Source organism: Paenarthrobacter sp. Y-19 (genome assembly GCF_029223985.1).
In the GTDB taxonomy this organism is placed as follows: domain Bacteria; phylum Actinomycetota; class Actinomycetes; order Actinomycetales; family Micrococcaceae; genus Arthrobacter; species Arthrobacter nicotinovorans.
Genome location: NZ_CP119414.1, coordinates 1,047,310 through 1,070,841 on the forward strand (window position 1 = coordinate 1,047,310; position 23,532 = coordinate 1,070,841).

16 protein-coding genes are annotated in these 23,532 nt (G+C 64.9%); 5 read left to right on the plus strand and 11 right to left on the minus strand.

Going from position 1 to position 23,532, the window contains the following annotated elements; all coding sequences use genetic code 11:
* Positions 1 to 127: 127 nt before the first annotated feature.
* From PYR64_RS04920 to PYR64_RS04930, 3 genes are all read left to right on the plus strand, one after another.
* Entirely contained in the window at positions 128 to 1,597 is a 1,470-nt protein-coding gene (locus tag PYR64_RS04920) for a sugar porter family MFS transporter (protein WP_255520268.1), read from the plus strand.
* Positions 1,598 to 1,834: 237 nt separating this feature from the next.
* Complete coding sequence (locus PYR64_RS04925) at positions 1,835 to 2,458, plus strand: hypothetical protein (protein WP_275778695.1); 624 nt, start codon at positions 1,835 to 1,837, stop codon at positions 2,456 to 2,458.
* A 157-nt stretch (positions 2,459 to 2,615) separates the two neighbouring features.
* Positions 2,616 to 3,914 (plus strand): Y-family DNA polymerase, encoded by a 1,299-nt coding sequence (locus tag PYR64_RS04930; RefSeq protein WP_020608514.1) that lies wholly within the window; start codon positions 2,616 to 2,618, stop codon positions 3,912 to 3,914.
* Between the two features lie 13 nt (positions 3,915 to 3,927).
* Here the strand turns inward: PYR64_RS04930 and PYR64_RS04935 are convergent, their stop codons facing one another.
* From PYR64_RS04935 to nirB, 3 genes are read right to left on the minus strand one after another with little or no spacing between them, the layout of a single operon-like run.
* Positions 3,928 to 5,085 (minus strand): uroporphyrinogen-III synthase, encoded by a 1,158-nt coding sequence (locus PYR64_RS04935; RefSeq protein WP_055974960.1) that lies wholly within the window; start codon positions 5,083 to 5,085, stop codon positions 3,928 to 3,930.
* 12 nt (positions 5,086 to 5,097) lie between these two features.
* A complete protein-coding gene (cobA, locus tag PYR64_RS04940) occupies positions 5,098 to 6,132 on the minus strand; it encodes a uroporphyrinogen-III C-methyltransferase (protein WP_275778696.1) in 1,035 nt (344 codons plus the stop codon).
* Positions 6,133 to 6,144: 12 nt separating this feature from the next.
* Positions 6,145 to 8,757: a nitrite reductase large subunit NirB gene (nirB, locus tag PYR64_RS04945; RefSeq protein WP_055974963.1), complete on the minus strand. Its 2,613-nt coding sequence runs from the start codon at positions 8,755 to 8,757 to the stop codon at positions 6,145 to 6,147.
* Positions 8,758 to 9,038: 281 nt separating this feature from the next.
* Here nirB and nirD point away from each other — a divergent pair, with 281 nt between their 5' ends.
* Positions 9,039 to 9,419: a nitrite reductase small subunit NirD gene (gene nirD / locus PYR64_RS04950; RefSeq protein ID WP_018777379.1), complete on the plus strand. Its 381-nt coding sequence runs from the start codon at positions 9,039 to 9,041 to the stop codon at positions 9,417 to 9,419.
* 4 nt (positions 9,420 to 9,423) lie between these two features.
* On the opposite strand, the gene PYR64_RS04955 is transcribed toward nirD, so the two are convergent.
* The 4 genes from PYR64_RS04955 to PYR64_RS04970 all read right to left on the minus strand — a co-directional run bounded on the left by PYR64_RS04955 (position 9,424) and on the right by PYR64_RS04970 (position 15,856).
* Positions 9,424 to 11,169: a phospho-sugar mutase gene (locus PYR64_RS04955; protein ID WP_275778698.1), complete on the minus strand. Its 1,746-nt coding sequence runs from the start codon at positions 11,167 to 11,169 to the stop codon at positions 9,424 to 9,426.
* Between the two features lie 101 nt (positions 11,170 to 11,270).
* Positions 11,271 to 12,893, minus strand: a complete 1,623-nt coding sequence (locus tag PYR64_RS04960) for a glycoside hydrolase family 32 protein (RefSeq protein WP_275778700.1) — start codon at positions 12,891 to 12,893, stop codon at positions 11,271 to 11,273.
* Positions 12,894 to 12,986: 93 nt separating this feature from the next.
* Positions 12,987 to 14,588: a glycoside hydrolase family 68 protein gene (locus PYR64_RS04965; RefSeq protein WP_018777382.1), complete on the minus strand. Its 1,602-nt coding sequence runs from the start codon at positions 14,586 to 14,588 to the stop codon at positions 12,987 to 12,989.
* A 467-nt stretch (positions 14,589 to 15,055) separates the two neighbouring features.
* Positions 15,056 to 15,856, minus strand: a complete 801-nt coding sequence (locus PYR64_RS04970) for a purine-nucleoside phosphorylase (RefSeq protein ID WP_018777383.1) — start codon at positions 15,854 to 15,856, stop codon at positions 15,056 to 15,058.
* 116 nt (positions 15,857 to 15,972) lie between these two features.
* On the opposite strand from PYR64_RS04970, the gene PYR64_RS04975 reads away from it, so the two are divergent.
* Positions 15,973 to 17,382, plus strand: a complete 1,410-nt coding sequence (locus tag PYR64_RS04975; protein ID WP_026267116.1) for an NAD(P)H-quinone dehydrogenase — start codon at positions 15,973 to 15,975, stop codon at positions 17,380 to 17,382.
* A gap of 94 nt (positions 17,383 to 17,476) precedes the next feature.
* On the opposite strand, the gene PYR64_RS04980 is transcribed toward PYR64_RS04975, so the two are convergent.
* The 4 genes from PYR64_RS04980 to PYR64_RS04995 all read right to left on the minus strand — a co-directional run bounded on the left by PYR64_RS04980 (position 17,477) and on the right by PYR64_RS04995 (position 23,494).
* Positions 17,477 to 18,226: an MBL fold metallo-hydrolase gene (locus PYR64_RS04980; RefSeq protein WP_275778703.1), complete on the minus strand. Its 750-nt coding sequence runs from the start codon at positions 18,224 to 18,226 to the stop codon at positions 17,477 to 17,479.
* Positions 18,227 to 18,317: 91 nt separating this feature from the next.
* Entirely contained in the window at positions 18,318 to 19,880 is a 1,563-nt protein-coding gene (locus PYR64_RS04985; RefSeq protein ID WP_275778705.1) for an FAD-dependent oxidoreductase, read from the minus strand.
* Complete coding sequence (locus tag PYR64_RS04990; protein WP_275778707.1) at positions 19,877 to 22,081, minus strand: molybdopterin oxidoreductase family protein; 2,205 nt, start codon at positions 22,079 to 22,081, stop codon at positions 19,877 to 19,879. The genes PYR64_RS04985 and PYR64_RS04990 overlap by 4 nt, the downstream gene beginning before the upstream one ends.
* Positions 22,082 to 23,494, minus strand: coding sequence for an MFS transporter (locus PYR64_RS04995; protein WP_055974983.1), 1,413 nt, complete (start codon positions 23,492 to 23,494; stop codon positions 22,082 to 22,084). It lies immediately after the preceding gene.
* Between the last annotated feature and the right edge of the window lie 38 nt (positions 23,495 to 23,532).

The following is a 23,532-nucleotide window of genomic DNA, read 5'->3' on the forward strand; positions in this document are numbered from 1 at the left end:
ATCTTCCCACGTCACAGAAAGGGTTAATTCGGGTGTTTGTTAGTTTGACCTTACATTTAAGCCTTTCGCGCGTTAGTCTGTACTCAGAGCGGATGAGTATGACCCGCAACACACTGACAAAGGAGTCCTGATGTCTGCAACGCAAATGCAGCGGGAAGGCGCCCAAGCGGCCGCCCTTCCTCCGCTGACCAACGGCCCGCACAGAAAGCGCCTTGGCCTCGTAGCCCTGGTTGCAACCTTCGGCGGACTGCTGTTCGGCTATGACACTGGTGTCATCAACGGTGCCCTGAGGCCCATGACGGCCGATCTCGGCCTGACGCCCCTGACGGAAGGGATCGTGACCAGCTCCCTGTTGTTCGGTGCGGCAGCCGGAGCCGTGGGAGGTGGCCGCCTGTCCGATTCGTGGGGCCGCCGCAAGTCCATCCTCCTGCTCGCGGTGCTGTTCCTGGCCGGCACCATCGCCTGCGTCTTCGCGCCCAACTTTGAAGTGATGGTGCTCGGACGCGTTGTTCTCGGCCTTGCCGTCGGCGGAGCGTCCACCGTGGTGCCTGTCTTCCTTGCCGAACTGGCGCCCTACGAGATCCGGGGCTCGCTGGCCGGCCGGAATGAGCTCATGATCGTTATCGGCCAGCTGGCGGCGTTTGTCGTCAATGCCATCATCGGTAACGTCTGGGGAGAGTTCGGGGGAGTATGGCGCCTCATGCTCGCCGTTGCCGCACTGCCTGCCATCGCGTTGTTCTTCGGCATGCTCCGGATGCCCGAATCGCCGCGCTGGCTGATATCCAAGGGCCGTTGGGAAGAAGCCCTCGTTGTCCTCAAGACGATCCGGTCAGTGGAACGCGCAGAGGCCGAAATGGCCGACGTCAAGCACCTCGCCGACGAAGAGCGGGCGTCGAAGGCGACGTCGTGGGGCGCGCTCAAAGACAAGTGGATCCTTCGCATCATCCTGGTCGGCATCGGCTTGGGTGTGGCCCAGCAGCTGACCGGCATCAACTCGATCATGTACTACGGTCAGTCGGTGCTGGTCGAGGCTGGATTCGACTCCAACGCAGCCCTCATCGCCAACATCGCTCCCGGCGTGATCGCGGTGGTCGGAGGCGTCATTGCCCTGACGTTGATGCAGCGCGTCAACCGCCGCACCACCCTGCTCCTGGGCTTCACCTTGACCACGGCATGCCACTTCCTGATCGGCATCGCCTCCGTCCTCCTTCCCGTAGGAAACGAGGCCCGTCCATTCGTGATCCTGTTCCTGGTGGTGGCGTTCGTCGGCTCGATGCAGACGTTCCTGAATATCGCCGTCTGGGTCATGCTGTCGGAGATCTTCCCGCTTCACGTCCGTGGTTTCGCCATCGGCCTGTCGGTATTCTGCCTGTGGATCGCCAACGCGCTGCTGGGCCTGTTCTTCCCGACCCTGGTGGCCGGCGTGGGGATCACCGGAACCTTTTTCCTGTTCGGCGGCGTGGGCATCGCGGCCCTCATCTTCATCTACACCCAGGTCCCTGAGACCCGTGGGCGCACCCTGGAAGCGCTTGAAGAGGACGTCACTACCGGGGCCATCTATCTGGTGCACAAGAAGGACGCCGCCGCCCGCCCGTAGCCGGGCTCATGGTGTGAATCTCATAGCGCGAAATATCCCGCTCTTCGGACTTTTCCGCAGTCCGGAGGGCGGGATGTTTCGTAACGTGCGCAATAAGGCCTGCGCAAACAGCCCCGGCTCCTCGTTGGCTCCGCTGGCCAAAGCTCCACGATGACGTCAAAAGCGTGGTTGGATGACGGTGTAAGGAAACGGTTGCCAGGCGACGATGTAACGGCGACCCGGTTGGGCGCTTCTCGAGTGGGGACGGAGGTTTCCGCGGAAACGGATTCGGCGCGATCTACCGCAGCGCGGCGGCGCCTCAAGTGGGGCATCGTGTTGGCCCTCGTCTCGGTGCTGCTGGGAGTAGCAGCCCAAGCTTCCGCAGCGTGGGTCAGTGATTCATGGCCTGAGGTTCTGGTCTACTTCGTCATGCCGGGGTGGACGCTCATTCTCTGTTGTCACCTTCTGAGCGGGGCTGCCGCCTTGGCAGCGCTGGTTCTGCTGGTACCGGCGCTGGTCGCGCGGATTCCACGCGGCCGGATCCGTCGGCTGACTGCCGTTCTTGCAGTTCTGGCCAGTGCCACGGCGGCTCTGCCGTGGTCTATATATGCTGCCGGCATGGGGCTAGCCGCCGCGGCGGCAACATACGCCCAAGTGACGGCAAGCAGCGGAGACAGTGTCGTCGTCGAACAATCAGGTTTCGATCCACAAACCTATTCCGTTTACTCACAAAAATCGTGGGGACTCTGGCAACGAACTGTCCCGTGGCTGTCCGCCACAGAGGTCTTCGACCCCAATGACTGCATACTGACGGACGGAAGCAGCGATCTCGTGCTCCACTGCGGAGCCGATGGCATCGTGGTGCCGCGCATGGGTGATTAGCCAAGCCCTTTCCTCCTGAAGCGGGCTCAATTGCTCAAAGAAGTTTCGTTGTCGGTGGGTGGCGGTACAGTTGACTTATTCGAACATATCTTCGAATCAGCGGCGTGTCCTCCTATTTTCCGAGGTCGCGCATGTTAGTGACCAATCGAGGAGGAGCATGTCCAGGCCGGCCCTTATGCACACGATGCAGGAGATCGCCCACGTGGACATCAATTGTTTCTATGCCTCAGCAGAACGGGCCTTCAATCCCGCGTTGGAGGGCAAACCCCTGATCGTGCTCTCCAACAATGACGGTTGCGCCGTGACGAGGTCGCCGGAGGCGAAGCAGCTTGGCATCGGGCTGGGCGACCCATGGTTCAAGCTGGCTCCACGGGCCAAGGAATGGGGGCTCATTGCGCTGTCCAGCAATTACGAACTATACGGAGACATCAGCTCGCGCGTCATGGAGCTATTGCGGCGCTACTCGGCGTGGCAAGAGGTCTATTCGATCGACGAAGCGTTCCTGGGCGTCAAGGGCCGGCCAGAGGAGTTGCTGCAGCTGGGGCGAACCATCAAGGATGCTTGCCGCAGGAACGTTGGAGTTCCGGTGTGCGTCGGAATCGCCCGCACCAAAACGCTTGCCAAGCTGGCCAACAAATGGGCCAAACACAATCCGGCTTTCAACGGCGTGTGCCGTTGGGATTCGGTTCCTGAAGCCCGGCGCGAAGCGCTCATGGCCCGGCTGTCCGTCATCGAGATCTGGGGCGTGGCTACCAGGCTCACCAAGCGGCTGAATGCGATGGGCATCTTTTCAATCCTGGACCTGGTTCGGGCAGATCCCGTGGCCCTCCGGGACAAGTTCTCCATCGTCATGATGCGCACCGTCCTGGAACTGCAGGGAACGCCGTGCATCCCCATGGAAGAGGAAAGGATCGGACGGGACCAGCTGATCTTCTCGCGTTCGTTCTCGACGCCGATTACGACGGCGGCCCAGCTGCGGCAGGTGCTCAGCGTCTACGGGCAGATGGCCAGCGCCAGGCTGGCCAAGCACGACCTCCAAGCCAAGCTGCTGACGGCGTTCGCAGCAACGTCGGTGTACAACCCGAACGACAAATCGTTTCCTGCTGTGAACGTCAAGCTGCCCATGCCCACCGCCGATCCCGTGCTGCTCACCAAGGCTGCGCACGCCCTGGTCCCCAAAATCCAGGAGGGCGTCAGGTACGCCAAGGCCGGAATCATGGTCACCGACCTCCGTCCCAGCGGCAACCAGAAGCCCTTGGAGATCTTCGAGAACCGCCACGAGGAACGGGGTATCGGAAGCTTGCTGGAGGAGGTCAGCAAACGCTATGGCCGCGGCTCCATCGGATTGGGGCATGCCGGCATCAAGGGCGGCCCGGACTGGTCAATGAAGAGGGATATGCTCAGCCCCCGCTACACCACCAACTGGGATGAACTGCCCTTGGTGAAAGCGGCGTAGCAGGGCCGCAACCCTAGGCCCGCAGCCGATATCCGCGTTTGACCACTGTTTCCACGAGCTTGCCGTCCGGGAGCGCGGACCGAAGCCGGCTGACCGTCATGTCCAAGGCGTGCACGGAACCGCGCAGATCCAACAGGTCAGAGAGCGCCTCACGCGACAAGACCGCGCCGCCCGCGCCGAGCAACGCCCGCAACAGCAGGAGGGGAGCGGGGGCCAGCTCCACCACTTCGCCGTTGATCCGCAGGCACCGTCCGCGCAGCTCGATGGTGGCACTCTTCGTCTCCAGGCGGCGGACATGGTTCAAGGACAAGTGCTCGGTCACAAGCCGAATAAGCGCACCCATGCGGTAACGGTCGGGGATCAGGGGCGTCAGCCCGGCGTCGACCAGGGGCTGGGCAGTCACCGGCCCGACCGCGGCGACCGTCACCGGGCCCTTGAGCGCTTCAATGAGCTGTCGGTAGAGGCCCATCTCATGCGCCGTGCTCCACATGGCGTCCACTGCCGGGGCGCTGGTGAAGGTCAGGACGTCCAGGTTCCCATTGACCACGGCCTCGATCAGGCGCGGCAACTTGTCCTCACCATCGGGCTTCACCCACCGGTAGGGAGTTACCGTCAGCACGGTCGCGCCGGACATGCGGAGCCGCTCGAGCTGGCGAACGTCCGTGTACCCGTGCAACTGCACAGCCACGGTCTTGCCGCGAACTCCCTCCACCAGCAGCATGTCCACCAAGGTTGCGGTGGTTTCGTCGCTGCTGATTCCGACGTCGGCAAGCCCGGCCGCGCGGACTGCACCGCGGGCCTTGGGCCCCCTGACGAACATGCGGCAGGCGGACAAGGTCTCCAGGAGCTGCTCGCCGATGCCAAAAGAATCGGCCGCCTCGCACCAGCGGCGCATGCCGTAGGCGGTGGTGGCGATGCAAATATCCGGCTTCGCTTCGATGATGGTCCGGGTGTCCTCTACGAGGATCATGTCCTCCTGGACCGGGGCGATCTTCAGGGCAGGGGCGTGCAGGACACTGGCGCCGCGCCTCTCCAGGGCCTCGATGAGGTCACGGGAACGGCGGTGCGAGGTGACGCCGATGCGGAATCCGTCCAAGGGCGCCTCGGGCGCCTCGGAAGTGTCCGGAGCGGCATTGGGGTCCAGGCTTTCGATGGCACGTGCAACAGTCATGTGTTCTTACCTTCAGGCTTCAAGAAGCGAAGCCGCGAGTCGGCTCAGTTCAGCGGATGCTTCGGCGTGATTCCGGTTGGCCTCGGCCACCCGGACCACCTCGCCGATCACCAGCACGGCAGGGTTGCTGCAGCCGGTCGCTGCTGTTTCGATACTACCGAGGTCGGCAATTGTGGTGCGTTGGCCCGGCCGATACCCACGTTCCACCACAGCCATCGGCATTTCACGATCCATCCCTGCCCGACGCAGTCCGGCGGCCAACTGGGGGAGAGTACCGATGCCCATGAGGACAATGATCGTCCCGCCGAGTCCGGCAAGGTGGGTGTGCTCCTTTTCCGTCAGGGGCGCGTGCCCTGACACTACCGTGAACATGTGGCTCACTTCGCGGTGCGTCACCGGGATGCCCGCGGCAGCAGGCACGGAGATGGCGCTGGTGACGCCGGAAATCACCCGGACCGGAACACCGGCCGCAACACAAGCGGCTACCTCTTCCCCGCCCCGACCGAAGACGTAGGGGTCACCGCCCTTGAGCCTGACCACGTTCTTGCCCAGCAGCGCCGCTTCCACCATGAGCTTCTCAATGTCGCGCTGCGTCACCTTGTGTAGGCCGGGCTGCTTCCCCACATCCACGAGGTCCGCGGAGGTCAGGCCCGCCAGCTCCTGGTAGGGGGCCAGACGGTCGAAGAAGACGACGTCGGCATCCCGCAAAGCATCGACAGCGCCCACGGTAAGCAGCTCAAGGCTTCCAGGACCTCCGCCCACCAATGTCACGTGGCCTTCGGCGCCCGGCTGCGGTTCGAACGCAACAGGGATGCCGGCCTCACGGCACCGGTCCACCAGCGCACCCCAGCCGTCGTCGCCGTCGTCCACTACCGCCACCAGGAACGGACGCTCGGGGAGCTGGCCGTCGGCCGGTGCGCCGTCGGGCGTGCTCAGCCGGTAGACGTTGGCTCCGGCGCTCCGATAGCGGCGGACGGCCTGGCGGGCGGTTTTGTCGGATCCTGTGACCAGGACATCACGGTCGGTCAGGTCAATGGTGAGCTGCATGGGGACCCCTTGTTATTCGCTGCGGACCGGGATGGTGGAGGCGATGAGCACGCCGCCCTTTTCTTCGTTCGTGGCAGGGCGGATCTGGCCGCGCTCCGGAACGAAGGAGATGGACTCGTCCTTTTGGTTGGGGGCGTTGACGAAGGAACGGAAACGGCGGAGGCGCTCCGGATCCTTCAACGTCTCGGCCCACTCGTCCTCGTAGGTGTCGATGTGCTTGGCCATGGCGGCCTCGAGCTCAGCGGCAATGCCCAGGGAGTCGTGGACCACCACGTCCTCGACGTGCTTGATGTCGCCGTCGAGTTCTTCCTGCCAGCGGGCAGTGCGCTGCAGGCGGTCGGCCGTCCGGATGTAGTACATCAGGTAACGGTCGATGTACTTCAGCAGCGTTTCGTCGTCCAGGTCCTTGGCAAGCAGTTTGGCGTGCGCCGGAGTGGCACCACCGTTGCCGCCAACGTAAAGGTTCCAGCCGTCCGCGGTGGCGATCACGCCGACATCCTTGCCCCGGGCTTCGGCGCACTCGCGGGCGCAACCGGAAACACCCATCTTGAGCTTGTGCGGGCTGCGCAGGCCCCGGTAGCGCAGTTCCAGTGCGATGGCCATGGCCACGGAATCCTGGACACCGAAGCGGCACCACGTGGATCCAACACAGGACTTCACCGTGCGCAGGCTCTTGCCGTAAGCCTGGCCGGACTCGAAGCCGGCGTCCACCAGTTCCTTCCAGATATCCGGCAGTTGCTCAAGGCGGGCACCGAACATATCTATGCGCTGGCCGCCGGTGATCTTGGTGTACAGGTTGTACTTCTCAGCCACCGCAGCGATGACACCTAGCCCCTTGGGCGTAATCTCGCCGCCGGCGATGCGGGGAACCACGGAGTAGGTGCCGTCCTTCTGCATGTTCGCAAGGGCGCGGTCGTTGGTGTCCTGCAGGGAACCACGCCCGGCGTCCAGGACGTAGGCGGAGTGCTGGCTGGCCAGGATGGAAGCGATGGTCGGCTTGCAGATGTCGCAACCGGCACCGGTGCCGTACTTGGCCATGATGTCTTCGAAGGACGTGAGCTCCAGGACACGGATGGCATCGAAGAGTTCCTGACGGGAAAGGCTGATGTGCTCGCAGAGGGCCTTGGAGACCTCGATGCCGGACTTGGTGAGTTCGCCTTCCAGGAGCTTCTTCAGCATCGGAACGCAGGAACCGCACTGGGTTCCGGCACGGGTGCAGCCCTTGAGTTCGCTGAGTTCCTGCACGGGGGCGTTGCCTTCACAGGCGCCGCAGCCGTTGATGGTGTCACGGATGGTTCCGGCGGCCACGTTGTTGCACGAGCACAGGATCGCGTCATCGGGAAGTTCGGTCTCCGGAGCCTCGCCACCACCGGCGGCGCTCAGGTAGGCACCCGGTTCGGCGGACAGCTCGCGGCCCAGGAGCGGGCGAAGGCTCATGTAGGGCGAAGCGTCGCCCACGAAGATGCCACCCAGGAGGGTCTTTGCGTCGTCGGTAGTAACGATCTTCTGGTAAACGCCGCGAGCGGGGTCGGCGTAGACGATTTCAAGTGCGTGTTCGGTCCTGGCGAAGGCATCGCCGAAGCTGGCAACGTCCACACCGGACAACTTCAGCTTGGTGGCAGTGTCAAAACCGGGGAATGTCGCCTCACCGCCGTGCAGCCGGTCCGCCACGATCTCGGCCATGGTGTTGGCGGGAGCCACGAGGCCCAGGCACATGCCCTCGAAGTTGGCCACTTCGCCGATGGCCCAGATGCCCTCCACTTCGGTGGCGCAGAAATCGTTGATGACCACGCCGCCGCGCTGGCCCAGGCTGAACAGCTGCTCTTCGCCTTCGGCTGCGCGGAACAGTTCGTCGCGGGGCCTGACACCGATGGCCACAATCACGAGGTCGGCGTCGATGGTGCGTCCGTCAGCCATCAGGACTCCGGTGACCTGGCCGTCGTCGTCCGTTTTCACTTCGGAGGGGAAGACACCGCCGTGCACTTCGAACCCCTTGGCCGCGATCAAGCGGCCCAAAGCCTGGCCGGCGCCTTCGTCCAATTGGGTGTTCATCAGCCACGGCGAGCCGTTGATGACCACAGGCGTCGCCCCGAGTTGCTCCGTGCCGGCAGCCGATTCGAGTCCCAGGAGGCCGCCGCCGATGGTTACCGCGTTGACCTTCCGGCCGAGTTTCGCGGTCAATTCCTCGATGGCCTTGTTGATGGACCAAACGTCCTCGAGCGTGCGGTAAACGTGGGTGTGCTCGGACCCGGGAATGGGGAGCCGGGCGGCATCGGAACCCGTAGCGACCACCAAATGGTCATATCCGTAAACGTTGCCCGCCGCGGTCACCACGTTCCGGGCAACGGGATCAATCCTGACCGCGCGCTCGCCGGTCTTCAACTCCACCGCCTGGTGGTCCCACATGGAGGCGTCGCCCAAGGTGAGGTCGACGTCGGTTTCGGTGAGGGCCTTGCTCAATGCCACGCGGTCGTAGGGGAGGTGTGCCTCCTCGGTCAGTACCGTGAGCTGCCAGCCTTCAAGACCGCGATTGACCATGGCGTCGGTGAAACGGTGGGCAGCAGGTCCGCCGCCGATAACGACGACGCGGCGTGGAGTCACTGTGCTTGAAGTGTGTCCGGTCACTGGTGGGCCTTTCGCAGATGTTGCAGACGGATCTCCGCAACTTGTGATCCCAGCCTAGGGACGGGCAGTTTCGCTTCAGTTTCCCTTTTGTTTCGTGGTCTTAACTTCTGCATCACGAACGCGTTTCAGCTCGTGTGAGGTGTCTTTTACCCGCCGGACACAAACGAGCACCCCGGCTGAAACACCCCGGTCCTAGCGTGGAGGAGTGGCCGCAAGCGTGGCCCGGTCCGGGGAGTGATGACCGAATATGCCAGCACCCGGACACAGTGAGAGGGGCTGAAATGACCGTAATTCTGGACCGTGCCGAGACTCTTGACAGTGCCGGGGGCCCGGCCGCAGCCGCCACCTGGCACCGTGTGTGCCCGCTGGACGAACTTGAGCCCGCCTGGGGAGAAGCAGCACTGATCGAAGGCCGGCAGGTTGCGCTGTTCCGCACCGGGCCTTCGGAAGTCTTCGCCGTAGCCCAGCAGGACCCGGCGACACTCGCCAACGTCATGGCGCGCGGCATCATCGGGTCCCGCGGAAGCCGGCCCACCATCGCCTCGCCGCTTCACAAAGAGGTTTACGACCTTGAAACGGGTGAGTGCTTCACCAATCCCGAGCTCCGCCTTGACGCCTTCGCTACACGCTTGGTGGACGGCTTCGTTGAGGTCGGGCTCTAGGAAGTTACTGTCCCAGTGCTTCGCGGACATCCCTGAGGACATCGTCCAGGGAGGTCCGCGCGGCTTGGCGTGCTTCCGCGAGTTCCGCCGCGGATTCCACGGGGCGGATCACTTCGAGGTAGCACTTGAGCTTCGGTTCGGTGCCGCTGGGCCGGATGATGACACGGCTCTGGTCGCGAGTGATGTACAGCAGCCCATCCGTCGGAGGAAGGTTGTCGCTGCCTTCGGCCAGGTCAACGGAAACCTCCACCGTGGACCCTCCGAACGCTTCCGGCGGGTTAACCCGGAGCCGGTTCATCATGGCGTCGAGAAGACCCAGGTCAGCAACCCGGATGCTCAATTGATCGCTCGCGTGAAGGCCGTGCACGAGGTACAGGTCGTCCAGGGTGTCGAAGATCGTCCTGCCTTCAGCTTTGGCGGCTGCCGCCAGCTCGGCGATCAGCACAGCGGCTGAAATACCGTCCTTGTCCCTGACCAGCTCCGGTGCCACACAGTAGCCCAGGGCTTCCTCGTAACCGTAGGTGAGGCCCGGCACGCGGGAAATCCACTTGAAACCCGTGAGTGTTTCTTCGTGGGCGTAGCCCGCGGCGGCCGCAATCCGCGAGAGCAGCCGTGAAGAAACGATCGAGTTGGCGAATACGCCGGCATGCGGCTCGTCGGGTGCGGCAGCGGCCAAACGCGCCACAATGTGCGCTCCCAGGAGGGCTCCGACTTCATCGCCACGCAGCATGCGCCAGGCATTGGTCGTGGGGTCCAAGGCAGCGACGGCGGCGCGGTCGGCGTCGGGATCATTGGCCAGCACGATGTCCGCGCCGGCAGCAGCCGCCGCAGCGAGTGCCAAGTCCAACGCCCCGGGTTCTTCCGGGTTCGGAAAAGCGACGGTGGGGAAGTCGGGGTCCGGTTCGGCCTGCTCGGCCACCAGGGTGACGTCGCTGAACCCTGCCCCATTCAGGACGGAGACGGCCGTCCCGCCGCCCACCCCGTGCATCGGAGTCAGGACAATCTTCAGCTCCCGCGCCGGGAAGTGTTCACGGTCGACCAGCCCGGCCATTGCGGATTCGTAGTCCGAGGCGATGGACGTCGGCAGTACTGACCAGCCGGAATCGGCCAACTCGATGGACTCCAAGGCACCGACGGCCTCGATCTTCGCCGCGATTTTGGCGTCGTACGGTGCGACGATCTGGGCACCCCGGCCGCTCTCGGACACCGCATGGCGGCCCAAGTAGACCTTGTAGCCGTTGTCCTGCGGCGGGTTGTGGCTGGCAGTGACCATCACGCCGCCGTCGCAGTCGAGCTTCCTGACCGCGTAGGCGAGCAACGGCGTTGGAAGCGCGGCCGGCATGAGGAACGTTTCGATGCCCGCGGCTGTGAATATGGCGGCCGTTTCTTCCGCGAAGATGTCCGAGTTGTGGCGGGCGTCGAAACCGACGACGGCGCGTGGCCGGGTTCCCGGGGCCGCCGCGGCGACGGTTTCGGTGAGGAAGGCCGCCAGGCCCGCTGCTGCCCGGCGGACGACCACGCGGTTCATGCGGTTCGGACCTGGACCGAGGGCTGCGCGGAGGCCTGCCGTGCCGAACTGGAGGGTGCCGTTGAAGCTGTCGCCCAGCTCCTGGGCAGCTCCCGCATCGCCCGCGCCGGCGAGGTCGGCGAGCTCCAGGAGCGCCGCCGTCGTCGTCGGGTCCGGGTCTTGGGAAGCCCAGTGGCGGGCGTCGGTGATCAGCTGTTCAAATGCGGCATCGCTGGATGTCATAGGGTCAAAACTATCCTCATTGCGCACAGCAAGGGCAAGGCGGGGTCGGGTATGGCCCATAAACAGGGTCGTAATGGGCCATATCCGACCCCGCGTTGCCTTTAGAGGGGACGGGATTGCACCGAGATGGTGGATTCGCCGTCCACGCTGAACACTGATGATCCCGTAGCGTCCCAATCCGGGAAGAACGTGTCCGATATGACGGCCACGCCATCCTGGGCGAAGACTTCCACGGACGAGGCATCGAGGAGGATGGTGAGCCGGACTTTCCCGTCGCTCCCGGCAGAAGGAAGCGGGACTTGGTGGTACGGGCTGAATTTCTCGGAGAAGTTGGTGGTTCCCGCCTGCGAACGGTCGACCTTCAGGGTCCGGGTTTCCTTGGTGTAGGAGACGCGCAAGCCGGAGGTGCCGTCGGAGGATTGGCGCAGGGTGACCCCGGCCTCCTTGGACGATCCAAGGTCCAGCTCCAGTTCGATCAGCTGGCTGCGTCCCGTGAAGTCCGCTCCCAGGTCCTGGACTGAGGAGCCGATGGTGAGGTTTTTCCTTCTGACCTCACCGCTGCGGCGTTCCAGGGCCTCCCGGGCTGCGGTGGCGATGGCCGAGCGCAGCTCGTAACGGTGCCCGCCCCGGACCAGGGTCAGCTCCCTGGGAATCGCCATGGAACCCCGCCAGGGTGTCGTGGGAACGTGCTGGGCGTAGTCCCAGTTGCCCATCCAGCCCAGCAGCACGGGCTTTTCCCCTGGCGCGCCGGTAATGGAGTTCGCCGCGTAGTAGTCCGCGCCGTGGTCGAGCCATTGTGAGTCGCTGAGGGGTGCGTCCGGGGCTGCCGCGTTCTCTGCCGTGAAGTGCGTGCCGTCGAATTCGCCCACGAAGTACTGCATGCCCGAACCTCCAGCGATGCCGCCGGGGTTGATGCTCAGCAGCATGACCCACTTCTTGGCGGTTGAGCCTTCCACGTTCATCCTGACAAGCTCGGGCACTTCCCAGAGTCCTCCTTGCGCACCCGCGCCGGAGAAATCGCTGAGGTAGTCCCAGTGGAGCAGGTCGGTGGACTTGAAGAGCTTGACCACCTGGGCGTCTGCCACCACCGTGGTCATCACCCAGTACTGGCCCGGCTCGTACCAGAAGACCTTGGGGTCCCGGAAGTTGTTGTTGGTAGGCGTGAGGTTGAGGACTGGATTGCCCTGGTATTTCTGCCATTTGGTGCCGCCGTCAAGGCTGTAGGCGACGGACTGGGCCTGGGCGCCTTGGGGGAGCGCGCCGTTCTTGCCGTAAGCGCTGGTGTAAAGGGCAACCATGGGCGGGTTTTCCGCCGAACCGAGGCCCGAGGCGTTCTTGGTGTCCATCACCATGCAGCCGGAGAAGATCTCTTCCTCGCCGCTCGCCTCCATGGCCAGAGGCTGCTGCTCCCAGTGCACCAGGTCGGTGCTGGTGGAGTGGCCCCAGGACATGTTGCCCCACGAGTTCGCACGCGGGTTGTACTGGTAGAACGCGTGGTAGGTGCCGTCGTGGTAGACCAGTCCGTTGGGGTCGTTGAGCCAGTTCTTTTCGGCTGTCAGGTGCGCCACGGGACGCCACGGGTCTGAAGGCGTAGGCGTCCGGCCCGCCGGGGTGGGGGACGGCGTCGGGCCGGCTGTGCAGGAGGCAGCAGCGAAAGAGACCACGACGGCGGCACTTGCGGCCAGCATCCGGCGGCGGGACAGGAGGGGGTTGGGGTAAGTCATGGGGAGAAATCCTGAAGGGTTGGGGGTGGCAGGGGTGCCGGCTCTTCTGGAACCGGCACCCCTGCCGTGGCCTGACGGCCGGGGTGTGCCGGCCTACTTGTAGAGGCCTTCACCGCCAACGCGGACGTTGGTGGGCAGGTAGCCGAACGGACCGAGGCCGTTCTGGCCGAAGCTGCGGTCAACCTGGGTCACGCCGCCCTTGAAGTTCATCTTCACGGTGGGTGACAGGGAGCCGCCGCGGACGCCGTCGACGTTGTCGATGAACGACTGGACGAGGCCGCCGGGCTGCACGTAGTGCGAGTAGGCCTGGAACTGCCGCCCGTTCTGGCGGGGGTCGGGACCCTCCGGTGCGTTGGCCGGCATGTTCAGGTCCGTGGGCGAGCCCAGGGCCAGCCCGCTGTTGTTCACCGGCTGGTAGTCGGAGCGGACGCCGTCGCCTACGAAGCCGTAGACGCCGTCGGGGCCACGCATGCCGTCGGCATAGGTGAACTGGTGGCTGATGGTGAACAGGTAGTACTTGTTCTTGCCGTTCTCGTTCTGGATGAAGATCTGCGGACGCTCAGTCTGGTCGTTGACGCAGTTCGCTGACAGGATCGGGGGAAGGAAGGTCCACTTTGTGAGGTCCTTGTTGTCCGCTACTGCCAGGCCCACGTTGGCGGTCTGGTACCAGGCGCCGGTGGTGCTGTTGACCTGGTCGACGGTCTCGGCGTGGGGATCGCCGGGCCGGTAGCCCAGGTCTTCCTGCTTGCACTTGTAGGAGCCGCGGGTGCCGCCGGTGTTGCCTTCGAACACCATGTAGGTTTTGCCCGGGTGCGCAGGGTCGCTGAAGGTGTACGGATCACGGAACGCGAAGCCCGGGTTCTGGGCCTTGTTCTGGTAGAGCTTTCCGTCCGGTTCCAGCAGCTTGGTGTGCTGGAAGCCGTCGAAGGTCACGCCGTTCTTGGTGGCGTGGATGTTGCCCAGGGCTTTGGCGATCGCAGCGTCGGGAGCGATCCCGCCACCGCCTGCGTTCCGTTCGGCGACGTCGTAGAACGTGGTGGCCGTGTAGAACACATTGATCTTGTTGCCCTGCATAAGGCGGGTGGAACCGGACCATTCGGTGTTGCCGATGGAGGTGTTGTCCAGGAACAGGTGTCCGCCGTAGTTCCACTTGTCCTTGGCGGGATCGGCGTTGGTCTTCCGGAAGAAGTAGCCGATCCGGGCGTTCCAGTGGCGTTGGTCGAAGCCGTAGCCGGCGTGCCGGTCGGCAACCAGGGCGAAGATGACATCCCAGCCCTTGTAGCTGATCTGGTTGGCGTTCTCGTCAGTCAATGACCAGGTGTCCCAAACCCAGACGTCGTCGTTCATGGCGGGGAAGTCCTTGGGGATTTCCGGCATGGTGACGTTGGGGCTCATGGAGTTCTGGCCGGGTGTCACATTGGTGTTGCTCTGGGCCATGATCTGTTTGGCGTCGGCGCGCGTCCATTTGGACGTGAAGTCCGCGGCCGGGTCATAGGCCTGCTGGGTGTGCTGGCTCGGCAGCGGGAAGCCGGGCGTGGGCGCCGGCATGGTGCTCGACGGCGGATCGGCCGGCAGGTTTGCCTGTGCCGCCGGCGTGACCAGCAGGATGCTGCCCGCCACGCTGGCTGCTGCTGCGACGGCTACTGCCCGTCGCAGACGGCGCCGCGGCCGTTGAGGGGTTGAGTGCGTGTTCATGCTTGCTCTTCTCGCGGAGTGTTGGACTTCGTGGAGTGGGGCGCATGCCCTGTTCCCCGGTTGGGGATCTCTACTCCGGCGTCCCTCGATCCGCTGGTGGCGTCTTCGAGGGACGCCATCGTTTCGAGGTGGCGGTGAGCCCGTCAGGGCGCTCGCCGCACATGGCTCCGGCACGTCGACTTACCGGAGCACACTCCACGCTAGACACGTGTTAGGCCGCAAATCAAAGGGTGTTTCGTGGGTCGTCCGGGCTACCCGCCGGTAGATGCGCAAGCGCTTACATTGCCAACGGGCGCGCGTGCCACAGGCCAGCGTCAGGAATCAAATGTTGCGCAATAAATCTTATTTAATCTGGGAATTTACTGTGCGTTTACTTTCGGCCGTGCCTGTTAGCGTGCACACTCCATTGACGGTTAAACAACAATGCGCGGGCACCCAGGCGGTGGCCGCGCATTGTTGCTGGTGGATCAGAGCTTGGCGATGATTTCCGCCAGGAGCTTGGAGATACGCTTTCCGGCCGCCTGTCCCGCTTCCAGTACCTCGGCGTGGCTGAGGGGAACCGGGCTGATGCCTGCAGCGAGGTTGGTAACCAAGGAGATACCGAAGACTTCCATGCCCGCGTGCCGGCCGGCAATTGCCTCCAGCGCGGTGGACATTCCTACCAGGTCCGCTCCGATCCGCTTGGCGTACTGCACCTCGGCGGGTGTCTCGTAGTGCGGACCGGTGAACTGCGCGTACACGCCCTCCTGCAGGGAGGAATCAACCTCACGGGCCAGCGTACGGATGCGCGAGGAGTAGAGGTCCGTGAGGTCCACGAACGTGGCGCCCTCCAGCGGCGATGTTGCTGTGAGGTTGATGTGGTCGCTGATGAGTACCGGAGTGCCCGGGGTCCAATCCTCGTTGAGTCCGCCGCAGCCGTTGGTCAGTACCAGCGTCTTGCATCCGGCGGCTGCCGCAGTGCGTACGCCGTGCACGACAGAGCGGACGCCGCGGCCTTCGTAGTAGTGCGTCCTGGCGCCAAGGACCAAGGCTCGCTTGCCCTCCTTGGTGAGGACGGAGCGGATGGTGCCGACGTGCCCCACCACGGCTGGTTTGTGGAAGCCCGGGACCTCCGAGGCGTTCAGTGTGGCCGTCGTTTCGCCGATCAGATCGGCGGCTTCGGCCCAGCCGGATCCGAGCACCAGCGCTACGTCGTGGGACTCGACGCCGGTCTCCGCGGCTATGAAGTCTGCGGCGGCCTGTGCGGCTTCGAAAGGGTCTGTGTTCATCAGCTCAGTGTTACTCACTGGTACAAGCTACCTTGCCGCCAGCTGAATCAGGTAGGGGCGGAGGTGAGGGTGGGCTGACTGGCAGCCACGGAGGCAATGAGCGAGAATTGAGGATTGTGACCACCCAAGTTGACTTCAGTGCCCCCCGTATCGCGATCCTGGGAGGTGGTCCCGGCGGATACGAAGCTGCCATGGTAGCCGCCTCGCTCGGCGCCCACGTCACCATCATTGAGCGTGCCGGCCTCGGCGGATCCGCCGTGCTGACCGACGTCGTGCCTTCCAAGACCCTGATCGCCACCGCCGACCTCATGACCCGCGTGGGTGAGGCGGACGAGCTTGGAGTCAAGTTCGACGGCGACGGCACGGCCTCCAAGCCCCGCGCCGACCTCAAGCACATCAACGACCGCGTCCTGAACCTCGCCCACGGCCAGTCCAACGACATCCGCGCCGGCCTCGAGCGCCTGGGCGTGGAAATCGTCATTGGCTCCGGCCGGCTGCTGGACAACAACACCATTGAGGTCCTGACCCTCGAAGGAACCCGGACCATCGACGCCGACGCCATCCTCCTGGCCGTCGGCGCCCACCCGCGCGAACTTCCCACTGCAAAGCCCGACGGCGAGCGCATCCTCAACTGGGCCCAGATCTACAACCTGGACGAACTGCCCGAGGAACTGATCGTGGTGGGTTCGGGTGTGACCGGCGCCGAATTCGCCTCCGCCTACAACGGCCTGGGCTCCAAGGTCACCCTCATCTCCAGCCGCGACCAGGTCCTCCCCGGCGAGGACACCGACGCCGCCAAACTGCTGGAAGGCGTCTTCGAGCGCCGCGGCGTGCGCGTTTTGTCCAAGTCGCGGGCCAACGCGGTAGAGCGGACGGACGACGGCGTGAAGGTCACCTTGGGTGACGGTTCCGTCGTCACGGGCTCACACTGCCTGGTATGTGTCGGATCCATCCCGAACACGGCCGGCGTCGGACTCGAGGAAGCCGGCGTGACGCTGACCGAATCCGGGCACATCAAGGTTGACGGCGTTTCCCGCACCACGGCCCCCAACATCTACGCTGCCGGCGACTGCACGGGTGTTTTCGCGTTGGCTTCCGTTGCTGCCATGCAGGGCCGCATCGCGATTGCACACTTCATGGGCGACGGCGTGAAGCCGCTCAAGCTCAACCAGGTGGCGTCCAACATCTTCACGTCCCCGGAGATCGCCTCCGTGGGCGTTTCGGAGGCCGACCTCGCATCCGGTAAGTACCAGGGCGATGTCGTGATGCTGTCCCTGCTCAGCAACGCCCGTGCCAAGATGCGCAACACCAAGGACGGCTTCGTCAAGATCATCGCCCGCAAGGGATCCGGCACCGTCATTGGTGGCGTGGTGGTGGGGCCGAACGCTTCGGAACTGATCTTCCCGATCTCCGTGGCCGTGACCCAGAAACTGCATGTTGACGACGTCGCGAGCGCTTTCACCGTGTACCCGTCGCTGACAGGATCCATCTCGGAAGCTGCACGCCGCCTTCACGTGCACATGTAGTTCCAGCGCAGACGCCCGTTTCGGGGCTTCGCTGCGGGCCATGCCGTACGCGCGGCATGATCCGCAGCGAGCCATCGAAACGGGTTTTGCGTTCCTAGGAGTGCAGTTGGTTCACCGCTTCGGCCACGGGCAGGTGCAGCGCGGGTCCGTGCCCCGGGAGGATCACGCGTGCTTGGACTTCCTCCAGCCGGCGGGTTGCTTCGAGGGCGGCCGCAGGATCGTGGTGGAACATCCTGTGCAGCATCTGCGGGCCTTGCCTGCTGCTGATCGGATGCCCGCTGACAAATGTGTCTCCTACGGCAATCGCTCCCGCATCCGGCAGCAGGATCGCTACGTTGCCCGGAGTGTGGCCCGGCACTGCAATCGGCGTGGGTTTGCCCGGAAGACCGGCGAGCCTGTCCTGGGTCCAGGCTTCTGCATGCGTGGCCGGCTCTGCCTGCAGGGCCTTTGCCTTGATGACGTGGAGCATCCAGCGGAACACCTTCGGACGCCACACCCGGGCCAGGACCTGGCCCAGGGTGACCTGGTGCTTCTCCTTGCCTTGGACGTGGGCAAGTTCTTCGGGGGAGCACAGGATGGCTGTGCCGAAAGTCCTTGAGAAGTAGGCGGCCGATCCCGTGTGGTCCACGTGTCCATGGGTGATGAGCATGGCTTTGGCATCGGCAGGGTCCAGGCCGAGTTCGCGGACAGACTGCAGCACCAGGTCGCGGTCGGCGGGGTAGCCGCCGTCGATCAGGATGAAGCCGGAGTCGCCCGTTGGGGCCGGTGCACTACGGACGATGAGCCAGTTGGATGCGGGTCCTTCGACGAAGTGGACGCCGGGCGCGGGTTCGGAGATGTTCACTCCGGAAGTTTAGACCGTCTGTTTCGATGCCTCGCTGCTCACGATGCCGAAGGCGCGGCACTGTGAGCAGCGCGGCCACGAAATGGCGGATTCAGGCGGTTGCGGCCTGGAAGTGCTTTTCGATGATCCCCTTGATGTCCTCATGGCATCCTCCGCAGCCGGTCCCTGCGCGGGTGGCCTTGGAAACCTCGCCCACGGTGCCGCAGCCAGCCAGCACGGAATCCTCAATGCTGGCCGCATTCACGCCAGCACAACGGCACACGGTCCGCTGGGGATCGTTGCTGGAGGCGCCGGCGTCGAGTTGGTCGGGCCCGTCCAGCCGGAGCAGCAGGGAGCGGTCCGCGGGCAGCTCCGAGGAGCGTTCGAAGAGCATCACCAGTTCAGCGGCGGTGCGGGGCATTCCCACAGCCACCAGGCCCTCCAGCACTCCGCCGCGCGTGGTCATCTTGACGTAGCGGCCGTGCTCGGGGTCGGCCCACTGGGAGATCTGGCGTCGTGCACGTCCAGCCGCAGCGCCGGCTTCCAGGACTTCTTCGTCCCAGGGATCGGCTTGGTTGTCGCCTGCCATGGCCAGGTTGATGCCGCGGGCCTTCAGGATCACAACGCCGGGCTTTTCCGAGGGCAGGGGTTCCAGGGAGTCCGCGGCCGACTGGCCATCGCGGGCCAGGACCAACAGGTACTCCGCCAGCCATTCCGCCTGTCGCCAGCCCGGCCCCACCAGTCCTGAAGGGCCGCCCGCGGTCCGGCACTCCTTGCAGGAAGGATCGGCGCAATGGACTTCGGCGCAGTCACCGATCGCGAACATGTGAGGCTCGTGATGGGTCCGGAGGTGGTGGTCCACCAGGATGCCGGACGCCACGGGAAGCCCGCAGCCCTCCGCCAGTTCAAGGCGAGGGCGGACACCACAGGACAACACCAGCAGATCGCCGTCAATCGCGGATCCGTCATCGAGCAGCAGGGCCGAGAATGAGCCACCAGGACCTGCAGTCTCTACCCCGGTGGAGCGGGCATTGCCGGCCATCCGGACGCCACTTGCACGCAGGCTGTTGCTAAGGACGGAGCCGCTGCCTCGGTCGATGCTGCGGGCCAAGGGGAAGGGGCCGTTGTGGACCACGGTGGCCTTGGCGCCCTCCTCCGAGGCTGCCAGTGCTGTTTCCAGGCCGAGGACGCCTCCGCCCAGGACGACAACCCGCTTCTGCTGCATAACCGCCGCACGAAGCACGGCGGCGTCCTGAAGATCGCGAAGCGTGATGACGCCGGGAGGAAGGACGGGGCCGGAAGGATCCGGGTTGAGCCCTGTGAGGTTGGGAATGACGGGTCGTGACCCGGTAGCGAACACCAGGCGGTCATAGTGCTCCGTGGTGCCGTCGGCGAGGACCACGTGCTGCCGGGCACGGTCGATCCTCTTGACCTTGACGCCCAGGCGGAGCTGCACGCCGTCGGCCTCCAGCCCGGGAACATCAGCCATGGCCAGTGCTTCGGCGCTTGTCCGCCCGACACCCAGTTCTGCCACCATCACGCGGTTGTACGCAGGGTCGCTTTCCTGACCGACCACCAGCAACTGCACGAGGCCGGTCCGGACAGCGGGGAGAAGCTCCTCGACGAGCCGGGCAGCCACTGGCCCGAATCCTACGACGACAATGCGCTCGCTCATGAAGCCTCCTTGATGTGCAGTGGAATTCCCGCTCCGGCAGGAACGCCATCCAGGGTTCGTGAAGAGACCGCGCGCCGGACCCACACCCTGCTGGTCTTGAACTCCGGCATGCCGGAGATGGGATCTGTGGCCGACTCCGTCAGGCGGTTGGCATTTTCCTGGCCGGGGAAGTGGAAGGGCAGGAACACAGTGTCGGGGCGGACCGAGGTGCTCAGCTCGGCCCGGCACAGGACTTCTCCCCGCTCATTGGTCACTGTGGCGTAATCGCCGTCGGAAATCCCGCGTGCTGCCGCGGTTCCGGGATGGATGAGGAGCCGTGCCTGGGGTTGGGCCGCCAGCAGCTCGGCAACCCGGCGGGTCTGGGCGCCGGACTGGTAGTGCTCCAGGAGACGACCCGTAGCGAGCGCCAGGGAGTCGTCCGCAAATGAACGCGCAGCCCGTTTCGACGGCGTCACGGGAACCATCACGGCCCGGCCATCAGCGTGGGCAAAGCCGTCACCGAAGAGCCGCGGAGTGCCGGTGCTGCCGGCTGGATACGGCCAATAGGCTGCCTCGCCACGGTCCAGCATGGCGTAGTCGATGCCCGAGTAATCCGCCAGGCCGCCGGCCGAGGCCAGGCGCAGCTCTTCGAAAACGGTCTCAGGGTCATCGCTGAACGTAGAAGGGGCTTCGAGCATCTCGGCGAGCCGGGCCATAAGCCACAACTCGCTGCGCACGCCCGGGGGAGGAGTGAGTGCCTTGCGACGGCGGATCACCCGGCCCTCCAGGTTGGTCAGGGTTCCTTCTTCCTCGGCCCACTGCGTGACAGGCAGGACCAGGTCCGCTTCGGCGGCCGTCTCGGACATGAAGAAGTCGCACACCACCAGGAAATCCAGGCTGCGCAAGCCCTGTGTCACGGCGTTGGTGTCCGGTGCGGAAACCACCACGTTGGCGCCGTGCACGAAAAGGCAGCGGACGCCGTCGGGCTGTCCCAGCGACTTGAGCAGTTCGACGGCGGGCAGGCCGGGTCCGGGGATCAGCGACTCGTCAACGCCCCAGACGCTGGCCACATGGGCACGCGCGGCGGGGTCGGTGATCTTGCGGTAGCCGGGCAGCTGGTCGGCTTTCTGTCCGTGTTCCCGGCCGCCTTGTCCGTTGCCCTGGCCGGTGAGGGTGCCGTAGCCGCTGCGGGCCGAGCCGGGCAGTCCGAGGAGGAGACTTAGATTAATGGCTGCGGTGGCGGTATCGGTGCCGTCCACGTGCTGCTCCACGCCACGGCCGCTAAGGATGTAGCTGCCGCCCGCGCGGGCACCCTGGGCCAGGCGCCGGGCCGTTTCGCGGATGAGGTTGGCAGGGACGCCGGTGATGGACTGGACCCGCTCCGGCCAGAACGCGTTGAGGCTGCGCACCAGGGCTGAATATCCACTGGTGCGTTCGGCGATGTATTCAGCGTCCACGAGCCCTTCGTGGACCACCACGTGCGAGATGCCCAACAGCAGTGCCAAATCGGTGCCGGGCGTCGGCTGCAGGTGGAGGCCGCCGCCGTCGGACGTGAACGCGGCGGTAGCCGAGCGGCGGGGGTCCACCACGATCAGCCCGCCGGCGTCGCGGGCGCCCTGGAGGTGCTGGACGAACGGGGGCATGGTCTCCGCGACGTTGGATCCGAGCATAAGGATGACCGACGCCGAATCGAGGTCGGTCACGGGGAAGGGGAGCCCGCGGTCCACTCCGAACGCCCGGTTGCCGGCGGCCGCGGCCGAGGACATGCAGAACCGGCCGTTGTAGTCGATGCGGGACGTGCGCAGTGCCAGGCGGGCGAATTTACCCAGCAGGTACGCCTTCTCGTTGGTGAGGCCGCCGCCGCCGAAGACCCCAACAGCGTCGTTCCCGTATTGCTGCTGGGTGTCTTTGACGGCTGCGGCGATCAGCATGAGGGCCTGGTCCCAGGAGATGGGCTGGTGGACGCCGTCGGATCCTTTGAGCATCGGCTCCGTGACCCGGCCGCTATGGCGCAACAACGACGCCGATGTCCAGCCTTTGCGGCACAGCCCGCCCCGGTTTGTGGGGAAGTCGCGCCCTGAAACCTCGAGCGGGACGGCGGGGGTGGCCGGTTCTGCGGCGGGCGCTGCCGCTGTCCCTTGGACTGCGTGTGCAGCCGGGGTCAGCGTCATGGCGCACTGGAGCGCGCAGTAGGGGCAGTGGGTATCGGCGCCGTTGGGCATCTAGATGTGTCCGATCGTGTTGCGCTTCCGGGCGGGGCGGATGTAGCAGACCCAGCAGACTGTGAGCATCAGGACGTAGGCTCCGACAAAGCCGTAGAAGGCCGGGGTGTAGGAGCCGCTGGCTGTGTTGGATGCGTTGAGCACCTGCGGGATGACGAAGCCGCCGTAGGCGCCGATCGCCGAGATCAGGCCGAGTGACGATGCTGCGAGGCGTGCTGTGGCGGCGCTGCTGGCGCCGGAGCGGGCAGCACGGCTGGACGTTGCGAAGATGACCGGGATCATGCGGTACGTCGCGCCGTTTCCGAAGCCGCTGGCCAGGAAGAGCAGCAGGAACAGGCTGAGGAAGAGCCAGAAGTTCTTCAGCGGCAGCGTCCAGATCATGGTCAACGTGATGACGGCCATGGAAGCGAACGAGGCGATGGTCATGCGTGCTCCGCCCATGCGGTCGGCCATGCGTCCGCCGTAGGGTCGGGCCAGGGAACCGACCAGTGGGCCGAGGAAAGCCAGGGACAAGGCCACAGCGCCAACGTGGATCGAGGAGAAGTCCGGGAAGTAGTCCTTGATCAGTTTGGGGAAGACGCCCGCGAAGCCGATGAACGAGCCAAAAGTTCCGATGTACAGGAACGCCATGATCCATAGGTGAGGTTCCTTGAGGGCGGCCAGTGAGCCGGCCACATCACCTTTGGCGCTGGTGAGGTTGTTCATGTATTTGTACGCGCCGAAGGCGGCGATGATGATCAGCGGTATCCAGATGATGCCCGCCATGGGCAGGTTGACGGTACCGGCGGCCAGCAGGGTGATGGCGATGGGGACAACAAGCTGTGCGACGGCGGCACCGAGGTTGCCGCCGGCGGCGTTCAGGCCCAGCGCCCAACCCTTTTCGCGCGCCGGGTAGAAGAAGGTGATGTTCGCCATCGAGCTGGCGAAGTTGCCGCCGCCGAAGCCTGCGAGGGCGGCGATGAGGAGCATGACACCGAACGGAGTCTGCGGATTCGACACGCAGATCGCCAGCCCGGTGGTGGGGATCAGGAGCAGGAGGGCCGAGACGATGGTCCAGTTCCGGCCACCGAACTTCGGAACCATGAAGGTGTAGGGAATGCGGAGTGTGGCGCCCACGAGGCTGGGGATGGAGATGAGCCAGAAGATCTGGTTGGAATCGAAGGTGAAGCCTGCCGCGGGGAGCTGGACCACCACGATGGACCACAGCTGCCAGACGACGAAGCCGAGGAATTCGGCAAAGATGGACCAGTACAGATTCCGCTTGGCGATGGACCGGCCTTCGGCTTCCCACTGGCCCTTGTCCTCGGCATCCCAGTTGGCAATCCAGCGGCCGGGGCGGTGCTCAAGGGCGGGGGTGGCAGCAGTGGTGGACTGGATGGGGGCCAGTGCATCTGCGGTGCTATCAACAGTCACGGAGTGCCTCCTTGGTGGGGGACGTTGTTCTTCCAAGG